Origin of the sequence: Chengkuizengella marina (assembly GCF_009910845.1) — a bacterium.
Classification (GTDB): domain Bacteria; phylum Bacillota; class Bacilli; order Paenibacillales; family KCTC-33759; genus Chengkuizengella; species Chengkuizengella marina.
Genome location: NZ_SIJB01000021.1, coordinates 45,112 through 59,259, shown reverse-complemented (window position 1 = coordinate 59,259; position 14,148 = coordinate 45,112). Strand labels below are relative to the sequence as shown.

General features: G+C 35.2%; 13 protein-coding genes. 10 read left to right on the top strand and 3 right to left on the bottom strand.

What is annotated here, in order from left to right; genetic code table 11:
* Positions 1-25: 25 nt before the first annotated feature.
* Positions 26-943: a DMT family transporter gene (locus ERL59_RS09075; protein ID WP_160645892.1), complete on the bottom strand. Its 918-nt coding sequence runs from the start codon at positions 941-943 to the stop codon at positions 26-28.
* A 61-nt stretch (positions 944-1,004) separates the two neighbouring features.
* Positions 1,005-2,273 carry an APC family permease gene (locus ERL59_RS09070; protein ID WP_160645891.1) on the bottom strand — a complete coding sequence of 423 codons (1,269 nt, stop codon included), beginning with the start codon at positions 2,271-2,273 and terminating at the stop codon, positions 1,005-1,007.
* Positions 2,274-2,456: 183 nt separating this feature from the next.
* Between ERL59_RS09070 and ERL59_RS09065 the strand changes: the two genes are divergently transcribed.
* The 4 genes from ERL59_RS09065 (at position 2,457) to tkt (ending at position 8,239) form a co-directional block, all read left to right on the top strand.
* Positions 2,457-3,389 carry a LysR family transcriptional regulator gene (locus ERL59_RS09065; RefSeq protein ID WP_160645890.1) on the top strand — a complete coding sequence of 311 codons (933 nt, stop codon included), beginning with the start codon at positions 2,457-2,459 and terminating at the stop codon, positions 3,387-3,389.
* 118 nt (positions 3,390-3,507) lie between these two features.
* The gene (locus ERL59_RS09060) at positions 3,508-4,629 is read left to right on the top strand and encodes a deoxyribonuclease IV (protein ID WP_160645889.1); all 1,122 of its coding nucleotides are present in this window, start codon (positions 3,508-3,510) and stop codon (positions 4,627-4,629) included.
* 3 nt (positions 4,630-4,632) lie between these two features.
* Positions 4,633-5,532, top strand: a complete 900-nt coding sequence (purU, locus tag ERL59_RS09055) for a formyltetrahydrofolate deformylase (protein ID WP_160645888.1) — start codon at positions 4,633-4,635, stop codon at positions 5,530-5,532.
* Positions 5,533-6,223: 691 nt separating this feature from the next.
* A complete protein-coding gene (gene tkt / locus ERL59_RS09050) occupies positions 6,224-8,239 on the top strand; it encodes a transketolase (protein ID WP_160645887.1) in 2,016 nt (671 codons plus the stop codon).
* A 138-nt stretch (positions 8,240-8,377) separates the two neighbouring features.
* Here tkt and ERL59_RS09045 read toward each other — a convergent pair whose 3' ends face one another.
* On the bottom strand, positions 8,378-8,647 hold the full coding sequence (locus ERL59_RS09045) for a hypothetical protein (RefSeq protein WP_160645886.1): 270 nt from the start codon (positions 8,645-8,647) through the stop codon (positions 8,378-8,380).
* 193 nt (positions 8,648-8,840) lie between these two features.
* Here ERL59_RS09045 and ERL59_RS09040 point away from each other — a divergent pair, with 193 nt between their 5' ends.
* The 6 genes from ERL59_RS09040 to ERL59_RS09015 all read left to right on the top strand — a co-directional run bounded on the left by ERL59_RS09040 (position 8,841) and on the right by ERL59_RS09015 (position 14,144).
* Entirely contained in the window at positions 8,841-9,293 is a 453-nt protein-coding gene (locus ERL59_RS09040; protein ID WP_160645885.1) for a GNAT family N-acetyltransferase, read from the top strand.
* A 67-nt stretch (positions 9,294-9,360) separates the two neighbouring features.
* On the top strand, positions 9,361-10,236 hold the full coding sequence (locus tag ERL59_RS09035) for an SDR family oxidoreductase (protein ID WP_160645884.1): 876 nt from the start codon (positions 9,361-9,363) through the stop codon (positions 10,234-10,236).
* Between the two features lie 195 nt (positions 10,237-10,431).
* Entirely contained in the window at positions 10,432-11,574 is a 1,143-nt protein-coding gene (locus ERL59_RS09030) for an acyl-CoA dehydrogenase family protein (RefSeq protein WP_160645883.1), read from the top strand.
* Positions 11,575-11,613: 39 nt separating this feature from the next.
* Entirely contained in the window at positions 11,614-12,957 is a 1,344-nt protein-coding gene (locus tag ERL59_RS09025) for an acetyl-CoA carboxylase biotin carboxylase subunit (protein WP_160645882.1), read from the top strand.
* A gap of 34 nt (positions 12,958-12,991) precedes the next feature.
* The gene (locus ERL59_RS09020) at positions 12,992-13,204 is read left to right on the top strand and encodes an acetyl-CoA carboxylase biotin carboxyl carrier protein subunit (protein WP_160645881.1); all 213 of its coding nucleotides are present in this window, start codon (positions 12,992-12,994) and stop codon (positions 13,202-13,204) included.
* A gap of 40 nt (positions 13,205-13,244) precedes the next feature.
* Entirely contained in the window at positions 13,245-14,144 is a 900-nt protein-coding gene (locus ERL59_RS09015; protein WP_160645902.1) for a hydroxymethylglutaryl-CoA lyase, read from the top strand.
* Positions 14,145-14,148: the final 4 nt, after the last annotated feature.

The window sequence follows — 14,148 nt, the reverse complement described above, 5'->3', positions numbered from 1 at the left end:
TACTACCGTTCCAAATCAATGATGTTTACCTTAACTCTTGTTGTCTCATCATCTGAACATCAACTACCTTATTAGATTGTTTTTTAGTTGAAATAAATACACCACAAAGCACCAAAACAAGTCCTATAAGTAGATTCCAACTTACCTCTTCATTAAGAAGAGTGTATCCCCAAATGATGGCTGTAGCTGGTATAAGATAAGTTACCATCGTAGCAAATTCAGCACTGCCTTTTTGAACTAAATAATAAAAGAGGATATATGCTATACCTGATCCAAATACACCCAAACCAATAAGCACTGAGATATTTGTCCAGGAAGCTAAGTGGGTTATTGATATGGATTCAAAAAGTAGGGCAATACTTCCGCTGCTAAGTGATCCAATAAATAAAGTACAGAAGGTAATTTGATACATGGATAATCCCTTTAATAAACGTTTAGATAACTGAGATCCAAATCCATAACAAACGGTAGCCGCAATCATACATACAAATCCAATCAAATCCACTGAAATAATATGAACGGGATTGATTTCAAGCAAGATAATGAGCCCAATTAAACCCATTCCAATTCCTAGCCATTGCATGCGATTGATGGTTGCATGGAAAAATAAAATACCTACAATGATCGTCCACAGTGGGGTTGTTGCGTTTAATACTGAGGCCATGTTGCTAGATAATCTAGTTTCACTAAACGCAATGAGAGCCCAAGGGATAACCGTATTGATTAATGCCATGACCGTTAAAGGAAACCAGGGCATTTTTCGAATTTCGAAAGGTTTCCGTAAGACAAGCATGATGATCATAATAGTTACTAGTCCTAGGAATGATCTAAGAAAAACAATGGTCCAAGGACCGAAGTCTTCAATTAATATTTTAATAAAATAAAAAGATCCGCCCCAAATGAGGCTGAGTAATATAAGTACAATATAAAGTATGCGGGGCATTTTCGTTTCCTACTTTCTATTATGTTTAAGTGAAGGTATATGCTACACCATCATCAAAGAGCTATTTCACCATTAAAAGGTTTTTTTCACCATCCTTACATGATTGTTTAGCATTAAATTTAATTTGTTTATAAACAAAAAATATCGTTAATATGGCTATAGAAACTAAGATAAAAGGTGATGAAAAGGATAAAAACATAAACAATACGAGTAACATCATGCCAATTAACATTTTGACAATCTTTTGTTTAAACAATTTTATGGCAGCTAACATCGTAACAAATACATTGCTAATAAAAAATCCATCTGCAATCGCAACAATTTGGGTTGCATTGATCCAATTGAAAAAGATAAGGACAAAGACAAACACATGGAAGCAGCTGAGTGCAATAATTCCTCCCAGTGGTATATTGGTTTTTGTACGATAACTTAACTTTTTAGGTAGAACACCTTCTTCTGCCAACCTGCGAATTAATCTAGCCGTACCCCCAATAAATAGAATAATCGAAGATAAACATAAACCAGGTGCAATAATACCCATGATCCATCCAGTCCATCCACCAAATATAGGAGTTAAAATACTTGCAACGTTGATTTGTGATCCATCAGAAACAGTGGGTATCGTTGACCATTGGATAGAGGCAGCTACTAATAAACAAACAATTGTAATGATCAGAGCACTGAAACCAATCGCTTTTGGAATCGTTTTGCGTACATCTTTAACTTCATTACTGTAATTTCCAATTACTTCCCAGCCTACGATCGTCCAAAACAACAATAACAAACTATATCCAAATGTTGAAAAATCAAAGCTTGTAGTAAATAGATCTGTTTTTGGATATTGGATTAAAGAGGTCAACCCTCCTGAAAACAACAATATTGCTGATACTGAAGACAAAACAAAAGCAATTTTACCGATAAAAGAAACATTTAGTAGCAAAATTAGAATCGTAATACCCATTAATAGAACAGCCATCCACTTTGTTGAAAATCCGTCAATCTGAAGAAATTGAGCAGCAGTCATTAGTACAGCGATAGGACCAAAACATACAGCTCCTATTAGAAAGAAGGAGGTTAAGTACTTTATATATTTACCAAACACAACCTCAACGGCTTGCGTCACTCCAGCTTCACCGGGGAATTTAATGCTCAATTGACCAAATAAAAAAGCAAAAAAAAAGTTGATCAACATAATGATAATCCATGAGAATATGGCATAATCTCCTGCAACATCATAAATAATCGGAGGGAGTAGGATAATACCTGAACCTAAGATCGGGCCAATAATTAGACCGCTTAATTGTACAGCATTTAGTTTTCTGTTAATCAATGTCATCTCTCCTAAAATGCACAAGTATTAATCAAATAAAATTGATGTATTTAATTTGAGCTTATGACCCTATATTTTTATTTGCCTAAAAATCACTTTGTGAAATATACAATACCATAGACACAACTATCAACGTTAGCTATAATTATTGATAGTTACTATCGGAAAAGGTGATGATTAAAAGTGGATACAGATGTTTATCGTACTTTTATAGAAGTTGTAAAATGGAAAAATTATACGAAAGCAGCGGAACAGTTAGGATATGCACAGTCTAGTGTGACTACACAAATTAAAAAGATGGAAGGTGACTATGGGGTTAAAATTTTTGAAAGAATGGGACGAAAGATGCAACTCACACAATCAGGAGAGCATTTGTATCAATATGCTTTAAAATTAGTCTCATTGGAAGATGAAGCCAAAGAACGTCTAACTTCTAAAATGGAATTAAATGGATCATTATCCATTGGAACAGTAGAATCATTTGCTACATTTGAATTAGTTAAATATTTCCAACAATTTAATATCAAACACCCTCAAATTAAATTATCAATTGAATCTAATATTTGCTCCGATATGTATCTAAAAGTTTTAGATGGAACCTATGACATCGCACTGGTAATGGATCAAACCCTACATCATGAGGACCTGAATAAATTAATTATAAGAAAAGAAGAAATGGTTCTAGTTGGATTTAAAAACCATCCATTAGCAACAAGGAAAAGAGTAACTGTGAAAGATTTGCAAGGAGAGACGGTGATATGTACAGAAAAAGGCTGTACATATCGTACAATGTTGGAGCAAGCATTAAAAAGAGAAGGTGTAAGTTGCGGTTCATCATTGGAATTCAATGGGATTGAAGTGATAAAACGATGTGTCATTTCTGGACTTGGAATCGCTATATTACCTAAGATTACAGTAGAAAAAGAGTTGGAGGAGGAATCTCTATCTTTGATTCCTTTAGATGAACCTAGTATCGAAGTCTATGTTCAACTTGTTGTGCACAAGAAAAAATGGATGTCGCCTGCTCTAAAAGAATTTATTGAATTGTTAAATCCTCAATATTTGGATGAATTGCACCAATTGCGGCAAAGGGATATTAGGAGTACAATAATATAGTATGTACTGAATTATTGATAGATTTACATGATCATAAAGATATGTTTAGTAGAGTGCAAAAAAAAAGCAGATTTTTTTACATTATTTTTATAAAAAATAGATTTAGGAGAAGATAAATATGTTAAAAATAGGCTCACATGTTTCATTTTCTAGTAAAGGATTGTTGAATGCAGCAGAGGAAGCTGAAACTTACGGTTCATCCACTTTTATGATCTATACGGGAGCTCCTCAAAATACAAGAAGAAAACCGATTGAAGAGCAGTTTATTGAAGAAGGCAAGCAAGTGATGGAGAAAAACGATATACATGAAATTGTTGTACATGCCCCTTATATTATTAATTTAGGTTCATATAAATCCAATACGTTTCAATTAGCTGTTGACTTTCTACAGCAAGAAATGAATAGAACAGATTATTTAGGTGTAAAAAATATCGTACTTCATCCTGGCGCATATACCGATAAAGATGCTGAATATGGAATTGCACGTATTGCCGAAGGGTTGAATGAAGTTCTAGAAGGAACAAAAGGAACAAATGTAAATATCGCACTAGAAACGATGGCAGGCAAAGGAACTGAAATCGGAAGAAGTTTTGAAGAACTTGCCTCCATTATAGATAAAGTACAAAGTAATGAGCGGTTAACCGTTTGCTTTGACACATGTCACGTTCATGATGCAGGTTATGACCTTGTAAATGATCTTGATGGTGTCTTAGATCAATTTGATAAGATCGTTGGATTAGATCGCATCGCAGTCCTTCATTTAAACGATAGTAAAAACCCCCGCGGAGCAGGGAAAGATCGTCATGCCCCGGTAGGTTCTGGGTTTATTGGATTTAATGCTATGAACAACATCGTTCATCATGAAAAGTTAAAACATCTTCCTATGATTTTAGAAACACCATGGATCGGTAAAGATAAAAAATCTCAAAGACCGATGTACGAAGCAGAGATTGCTTTGCTTAGAGGAAATATAGAACAACGATTTGGTTCTGAATTTATTGAAGACGTTGAAAAATTAAATCATTTTTTTAATAAAAATTTAATTGATCAAAGGGAATTTATACTAAATACATGGGAAACGTTAAAAAGTGATGCAAAATTAAGAAAACAAGACCCTCGTGAGCCGATGGAAAGGTTGTATGATCAAGTGATGGAAGCAGAATTGCTTTCAGATTTATCTGAAGAGCAGATCAATCAACGTTTAACAGTTAGTTTTGCTAAAGAAGGAGCGTTATCTTAAAACATGAAACCACTGACACCTAATTTGAATAAATGGTCAGATAAAACAAGTGAACATCGAGCTCGAATGTTAATCTCATGTCCAGATCAACCTGGTATTGTAGCAACCGTCTCCAAGTTTTTACATCAACATGAAGCAAATATCGTTCAATCTGATCAATACACGATGGATCCTGAAGGCGGTATGTTTTTTATTCGAATTGAATTTGATTTGCCTAATTTAGAGTCTAAACTTGAGTCGTTAGAAAAAGATTTTGCTAATGTTGCAGATGAATTTCAAATGAATTGGAGAATAAGTTTGGCACACAAGAAACAAAAGTTAGCTATTTTCGTTTCAAAAGAAGACCATTGTTTACTTGAATTGTTATGGCAATGGCAAGCAGGAGATTTATATGCGGATATTGAGATGGTGGTAAGTAACCACTCTGACATGAGGGAATTGGTAGAATCTTTTGGAATTCCATATTATCATATTCCTGTGACAGCTGATAAGAAAGCTGAAGCTGAAGCGAAACACCTTGAAGTAACAGCAGGAAAAGTAGATACGATTATTTTAGCGAGATATATGCAAATCATTTCACCAAAGTTCCTTCAATTTTTTAAAAATAGAATGATTAACATACATCACTCCTTTTTGCCAGCTTTCGTAGGAGGAAAGCCTTATACACAGGCTTTTAATAGAGGAGTAAAGATCATAGGTGCTACTGCTCATTATGTGACAGAAGAGCTTGACGGAGGTCCAATTATTGAGCAAGATGTACAAAGAGTAAGTCATAGGGATTCCGTGCATGAGCTGAAACGAATTGGTAGACATATTGAAAGAATTGTTTTAGCAAGAGCTGTATCTTGGCATGTAGAAGATCGAATTTTAGTTCATGAAAATAAAACAGTTGTATTTAACTAGCTACACTTTTTTTAAATCATATTTCATTTTTTAAAATTTAAATACCCTACTTTATTCATTTAAAGTAGAAAAGATAGTTTTCAAGTGTTACAATTAGTGTTAATTTTAATGAAGTTTGTATTTCATTATAAGAATGGTTCATGAAAGGTAGGTGAAGTTTCCTGATTGAAAATCCAATGAAAATAAAACTTTTTTTGCAGAATCATCAGTTAGAGGGTGTTCTTCTCAGAAAAAGAAGTAACTTCTCTTGGGTGACAAAAGGTCGCAACAACTTCATTACCAATACAATGATTAAAACATGATGTAATAATTGTTATTTGTACTGAAAAATGGGGATTAATAACGAATGTAACTCCATTTGTTTATTTTGAGGAATTCCATAGTAGTTTATGATTCAAACTCAGAAAGTTTCTGAAATTGATGTGGGAATCAAATGTGCTGCTCGTGCAGGAGTATCTTTTAAACAAGTTTTTCAAACAGCATTGGATGAATATAAAAGAGTTGGCTGACGTAAAGCAATGTTGGTCCACTAAGTTCAACCATATCCATGTGATTAACGTGTACATCAGTTTATCCATGAACTGAAAATCGTACATAAACATCAGGCATTTGCCCGGAATCCATCCTTATATGGCAGTAGTTAGCAATATTACAAATATACAATAGAAATTGAAACTAGGAGGTTTTTATGATGAGTCAAACACCAAGTATAGAAACATTAAGTGTAAATACAATTCGTACTTTAGCGATTGATGCAATTGAAAAAGCAAATTCAGGTCATCCAGGCATGCCAATGGGAGCGGCACCGATGGCGTATGAATTGTGGGCAAAATTTATGCAGCATAATCCAGATAATCCAAAATGGATCAATCGAGATCGATTTGTATTGTCTGCAGGACATGGGTCCATGTTATTATACAGCTTGCTTCATTTGTGCGGATATGACCTTCCCATGGAGGAAATTAAAAATTTCCGTCAGTGGGGGAGTAAAACACCTGGACATCCAGAGTTTGGACATACAGCAGGTGTAGATGCCACAACGGGTCCACTTGGACAAGGTGTAGCGATGGCAGTAGGGATGGCGATTGCAGAATCTCATCTTGCAGCTACATATAACAAAGAGGATTTTAATGTGATCGATCATTTTACGTATTCCATATGTGGTGATGGAGACTTAATGGAAGGCATCTCTAGTGAAGCAGCTTCCTTAGCAGGACATTTAAAATTAGGAAAGCTTATTATGTTGTATGATTCCAACGATATTTCTTTAGATGGAGACCTTGATCTTTCCTTTTCAGAAGGCGTAACAGCTCGTTTTGAAGGTCATGGTTGGCAGGTGTTGCGTGTTGAGGATGGAAATAATTTAGCAGAAATAAATCAAGCAATTAATCAAGCTAAAGCGGAGTTAAATAAACCAACGATCATTGAGGTAAAAACAGTGATTGGTTACGGTAGTCCAAACAAACAAGGTAAAGGTGGTAAGGTTGGTCCACATGGTTCTCCATTAGGTACAGATGAAGTAGTACTTACGAAAGAAGCTTACGGCTGGCCTAATGAACCTAATTTCCATGTGCCAGACGAAGTAAGAGAACATTTTGCAACTATTAAAAATAATGGAGTTGAAGCAGAAAAAGCTTGGCACAGTATGTTTGATAGCTATAAGCAACAATTCCCACAGTTAGCACAGCAGTTTGAACAGGCAGTGAGCAATGAGCTTCCTGAAGGATGGGATGCAGATTTACCTTCCTATATCCCTGAAGATAAAGCCATTGCTACACGAGTAGCCTCTGGAAATGCTTTAAATGCACTAGCTAACAAAGTACCGACTATATTTGGTGGTTCAGCTGATTTAGAGTCTTCTACTAATACGCATATGAAAGATCTAGGAGTATATACACCAGCTGATTATAGCGGAAGAAACATTTACTTTGGTGTTCGTGAATTTGCCATGGCAGCAGCAATGAACGGAATTTTATTGCATGGTGGAGTTAGACCTTACGGTGGTACCTTCTTTGTATTCTCAGATTACCTGCGTCCTGCTGTTCGTTTAGCAGCATTGATGAATTTACCTGCTATTTATGTGTTAACACATGACAGTATAGCAGTAGGTGAGGATGGCCCTACTCATGAACCTATTGAGCAATTACCTGCTTTAAGAGTAATTCCTAATTTAACTGTGATTCGTCCAGCGGATGGAAATGAAACAAGTGCTGCTTGGCGTTATGCAGTTGAAAATACAGCTGAACCAGTGGCATTAGTATTAACTCGTCAAAATCTTCCTCAATTAGCAGGAACGAATAATGCAAATGGAAATTTAACTCGTGGAGCATACGTTATATCTGATGCAGCAGATGGTAAACCACAGGCTCAATTAATTGCTACTGGATCAGAAGTTGCTTTAGCAATACAATCTCAAAAAGCATTGGCGGAACAAGGAATTCAAGTTCGTGTGATCAGCATGCCAAGCTGGGAGTTATTTGAGAAGCAGGATCAAGTTTATAAAGATTCTGTCATCTTACCAAATGTAAAAGCTCGTTTAGCAATTGAAATGGCACAACCGCTTGGATGGGAACGTTATACAGGCGATCAAGGAGACATTCTTGGCATAGATATCTTTGGTGCTTCTGCTCCAGGTCCAAAAGTGATTGAGGAATATGGTTTTACAGTAGAGAATGTGGTTTCAAAAGTGAAAGCATTGTTGAATTAAAAGAATTTAAACTAGTTAAATTAAATTAAAAACAGGCAGACTGGAACTAACATTCCTAGCTGCCTGTTTTTTACAACATCCGAATTTATATATATTTGTTCTTGAATATCGTATCAATGAAACAATAAAGTTTTTATGCTATTTAGGTTGGTGTATCTTAAGATTTTTTATCAAAAGAATAATGCTAATTAACAGAGTAATTAAACTTGTTATAAGAAAACCATAGGCATACGGAGGAATACGTTCCTCTAGAACTTTATCATTTATTTCTAAACCTAAAAAGTATATTCCAATACCAGCGCCATCAACATCGGTCCCTATAGACCATAATGTAATTCCTTTATAAGCTAATAAAACTGTAAATAAGATTAGAATCATTAAAAAAATCCAACGAGTGATGTAGTTCATTGATTCCCTCCTTCATTATTAAAGATAGCATATTTCCCTTTTTATATATACATATCAAAAGATTAAAACTTGACTATGATAAGCTAGAGCAATAGATTATAATTAAGATTTTTCAATTAGCTAATAGTAGTTTGATTTTAAAATAGAAAATAATAAATAAAAGTAGAATACCGGTAATTGAGGTGAATATTGAATGATCAAAAAGCTCGATATTACGAGAGAAGAAGTTGCAAGAGAAGTATTAAAAATACAGTTGCCTTCCTACAAAATAGAAGCAGAAATGATCGATTTTTATGATATTCCACCCCTAAAGGATAACGTACAAACATTACAAAAATGTGATGAGATTTTTTTAGGATATTATGTGGGTGAACAATTAGCTGGTGCAATTTCATATGAAATTGAAGCTTCAATCCTTACAATATGTCGCATGATTGTTCATCCTGATTATTTTCGTAGAGGTATCGCATCTGCATTATTAAATTACCTTCTTGACTTAAATTTAGAGGTGAAAAAAATGATAGTATCCACAGGTAGGGATAATGAACCTGCCAAAAAACTATATCAAAAATTTGGTTTTACCGAAGTGGCAGACATAGAAGTAGTGAAAGATGTGTTTATAACAAAGTTGCAAAGAAATTCATGAATTACGTCAGAAAGTGACATATTAGTCTTGTATACTTTTCGAGTATATAAGAAAGGGTGGGTTTGAATTGAAACCATTAAGCGGTAAAGTTGCTGTAGTTGCGGGTGCTACTCGTGGAGCAGGACGTGGAATTGCAAGAATGTTGGGTGAATCAGGTGCAACGGTTTATGTGACCGGTAGAAGTACTAGAGGAAATTTATCTTCTATGGGGAGAAAGGAAACGATTGAAGAAACTGCTGAGCTTGTAACTGAATCAGGCGGTTTAGGAATTCCTTTACGAGTGGATCATACGGTTGATAAAGATATTGTGGCATTGTTTGATAAAGTAAAAAAAGATCAGGATGGACAGTTAGACATATTAGTGAATGATGTATGGGGTGGGGATCCTCTTACACAATGGGAGATTCCATTTTGGGAACACAATTTGGAAAACGGATTACTTATGCAGGAAAGAGCAGTACATTCTCATATTAAAACGAGTTACTATGGAGCTCCACTTATGGTAAAAAACAAAAAAGGTCTTATTATCGAAATAACGGACGGCATTAGTTATGATTATAGAGGTAACTTATTTTATAGTTTAGCTAAAATATCGGCAATTCACTTAGCTCAGTCTATGGCTGCTGAATTAAAAGCATATGATATAACATCCGTTGCGCTGACTCCTGGATTTTTACGTTCAGAGGCTATGCTGGACTTGTTTGAAGTTACAGAGGAAAATTGGCAAGAAGGTGCAAAAAAAGATCCTCACTTTATTGCTTCAGAAACCCCATTTTTTGTTGGAAGAGCCGCTGCAGCTTTAGCAAGTGATCCAAATGTTTATGAGAAAAATGGCAAAGCGTTAAGTTCTTGGGAGCTTTCAAGGGAGTATGGTTTTAAAGATATCGATGGTAGACAACCTGACTGGGGAAAATACTTTGAAGAAAATGTACTAAATAACTAAATAATCTGTCTTTTAATTTAAAACAACATCTCTTAGTCCTTGCTTATTAAAAGGAGGATAAAGAGATGTTTTTTATTTGAAATTTTCAAAATATTAAAAAATAACTCTATGTATATTTAACAATTTTTATTATAATCAATATTGTACTGTATAAATTTCCTAAAATTCGTTTCACATGACAGGAGTGAGCAAAAAATGGATTTTGATTTAACGAAAGAGCAATTAATGATTAAAGAGATGGTTAGGAAGTTCGCAGAAAATGAAATTGCACCAAAAGCTGAACATGTTGATAAAACTGGTGAATTTCCAATTGATACATTTAAGAAAATGGGTGAACTAGGGTTATTAGGTATCCCTTTTTCTGAAAAATATGGTGGATCTGGTGGAGATACAATATCCTATGCCATAGCAGTAGAAGAAATAGGTCGAGCTTGTGGAAGTACTGGCCTAAGTTATGCAGCTGCAATTTCTCTAGGGGCAGCACCAATATACTATTTTGGAACAGAAGAGCAAAAACAAAAATTTTTAGTTCCTTTAGCATCAGGAGAGGCTTTAGGAGCTTTTGGTTTGACCGAACCTAACGCTGGTTCTGATGCAGGAGGTACGAAGACGAAAGCGGTTTTAGATGGTGATGAATATGTAATTAATGGAGAGAAAACCTTTATTACGAATGCTGGCTTTGCTAAGACCGTAATTGTAACCGCTGTCACGGGAAAAGATGAGAGGGGTAAAAACATCATTTCTGCACTTATTGTTCCTACAGGTATACCAGGTTTTCAAATCACTAACAACTATGACAAGATGGGTGTTCGAGGTTCTAATACATCACAATTAGTTTTCGAAAATGTTAGAGTGCCAAAAGAGAATATACTTGGAGATCCCAATAAAGGATTTAAACAATTTTTGTATACTTTAGATGGTGGTCGCATTTCCATCGCAGCTTTAGCACTTGGTATCGCTCAAGCAGCTTATGATGCCGCTTTTGCATATGCAAAGGAAAGAAAACAATTTGGAACAAGTATTTCCAAATTTCAATCGATTCAGTTTAAGTTTGCTGATATGGCTATGGAGCTTGAATTAGCAAGAAACATGATTTATAAAGCAGCATGGTTAAAGGATAATGATCGTTCATTTGCTAAAGAAGCTGCAATGGCAAAATTATATGCTTCAGAAGCATCTTCAAGAATTACGAATCAAGCCATACAAATACATGGTGGTTATGGTTATATGAGAGAATATGCCGTTGAAAGATATTTACGCGATGCAAAATTAACAGAAATCGGTGAAGGGACTTCTGAGATTCAGAGACTAGTACTATCTAGACAATTGGGACTGTAAATAGAAGATTTAATTGCATAAGGATGGTGAGTAATACAGATGTTTAAGAAAATTCTTATCGCTAACCGGGGAGAAATTGCACTTCGTATCATTCGTACTTGTAAGCTAATGAATATTCATACCGTTGCTATTTATTCAGAAGCCGATGAAGATTCTCCACATGTGAAAAAAGCGGATCAAGCTTTTCTTGTTGGAGGAGCAAGAGTGAATGAAAGTTATTTAAACATAGATAAAATTATTGAGATCGCACAGGAAACAGGTTCTGAAGCTATCCATCCTGGATATGGTCTTGTATCAGAAAACGCAGTGTTCGCACAAAAATGTGAAGAGGCAGGAATTATATTTATTGGTCCTTCACCTGAAGTGATCACTCGTATGGGAAGCAAAATAGAATCTCGTAAAGCAATGGAGGAAGTAGGTATACCCGTTGTACCCGGCATAACTTATCCATTAGCTAATGCTGATGAAGCAGTTAAAATTGCAAGTAGTATGGGTTATCCCGTTATGTTAAAAGCTTCTGCTGGCGGCGGTGGTATAGGGATGCAAATTGCTCAAGATCGTGAAGAGCTTCAAAAAGCTTTTGCAGGCAATCAAAAACGTGCAACTGACTTTTTTGGAGATGGAGCAATGTATGTTGAAAAATATATTGAGAATCCTAGGCATGTTGAAATTCAGATTCTAGCTGATAAATTAGGTAATACGATTTACTTATGGGAACGTGAGTGTTCAATTCAACGTCGTCATCAGAAAGTTGTAGAAGAAGCTCCTTCAGTCATTTTAGATGAACAAACTCGTTCTAAGATGGGTGCTGCAGCTGTAAAAGCAGCTAAATCAATTGGATATAGTAATGCTGGCACCATTGAATTTTTAGTAGATTCAAATAAAAATTTTTACTTCTTAGAAATGAACACACGCTTGCAAGTTGAACATCCGGTAACAGAAGAGATTACAGGCATTGACTTAGTTGAACAGCAGATTAGGATCGCTGCTGATGAAGTATTAAAATTTACACAATCAGATATCAAACGTGATGGACATTCAATTGAAGTTCGTATTTATGCTGAAGACCCTAAAACATTTTTCCCTTCACCAGGGAAGATTACAAAGTTATCTTTACCTACAGGATCAGAAGTGCGTCATGAATTGGGGATTGAGGAACAATCCGTTGTTACACCTTTTTATGATCCAATGATTGGTAAGTTAATCGTTAAGGGAAAGAATCGTGCTGAGGCGATTACTCATCTTGAACATGCACTATCTGAATATGAAATAGAAGGTATAAAAACAAATATTCCGATGTTGAGAGAAGTAATATCTCATCAAGCTTACAAAGATGGAGACACAACAACGAATTTTGTTTCCAAGTATCTTCAAAACAAATAAAAAGTTCAATATATTATCTAAAAGGGGAATTAAAATGAGTAAACTTGTATCAAACATGGCAGGAAGTGTATGGAAAATAGTAGTTAAACTAGGAGACAAAGTAGAACAGGGTCAGGATTTAATCATTTTAGAATCTATGAAAATGGAAATCTCATTAGCAGCTGAATCAAGTGGAGTAGTGAAGGAAATTAAAGTCAATGAAGGTGATTTTGTTAATGAGGGTGATGTTTTAGTAGAATTAGAATAGTCATTTCATTATAGAGTAGAGGGTTAGGAGGATTAGAATGATGAAATGGCCGGAGAAGGTTACAATAAAAGAAGTCGGGCCTCGTGATGGATTACAAAATGAAAAGTCGTTTATATCAACAGAAGATAAAATCAACTGGATTAATCAATTATCTGTATCAGGGCTTAAGTATATTGAAATTACTTCTTTTGTTAATCCTAAATGGATTCCTGCTCTAGCGGATGCTTTAGAAGTAGCTAATGGCATTCAACGTGTTGAGGGAGTTACATATGCCGCACTTGTTCCTAATCAGAAAGGACTTGAACGTGCAATAGAAGCAAACATTGATGAAATCGCTGTATTTATGTCAGCAAGTGAAACTCATAATCAAAAAAATATTAATAAATCTATCCAAGATACGATTCCTATTTTAAGAGAGGTAGTTCAAGATTCACTTTCTGCTGGAAAAACAGTGAGAGGGTATGTTTCTACAGTATTTGGATGCCCGTACGAGGATAGTGTAGATATTGATTCAGTCTTGTGGATATCAGAGGCTTTATTTGATATGGGTATTAGTGAACTATCACTTGGTGATACCATTGGAGTGGCTAATCCTAAACAAGTTCAGAAGCTTTTAGAAATGTTGCTTCGACGTTTCCCTCCAGGGAAATTAGCAATGCATTTTCACGATACACGTGGAACTGCTTTGGCTAATATTTTAGCTTCCTTAGAAATGGGGATAACAAACTTTGATAGTGCTGTTGCTGGACTTGGAGGGTGCCCTTATGCTCCAGGTGCATCAGGCAATTTAGCTACTGATGATTTAGCGTATATGCTTGATGGTATGGATATTAAAACTGGGGTAGATCAAGCAAAACTCTTTTTAGCAGCGAAATTTATTCAAGAAAAACTTGATCGCTTGTTACCAAGTCATAATCTACAAGCTAGATTAACAAAATGATAAT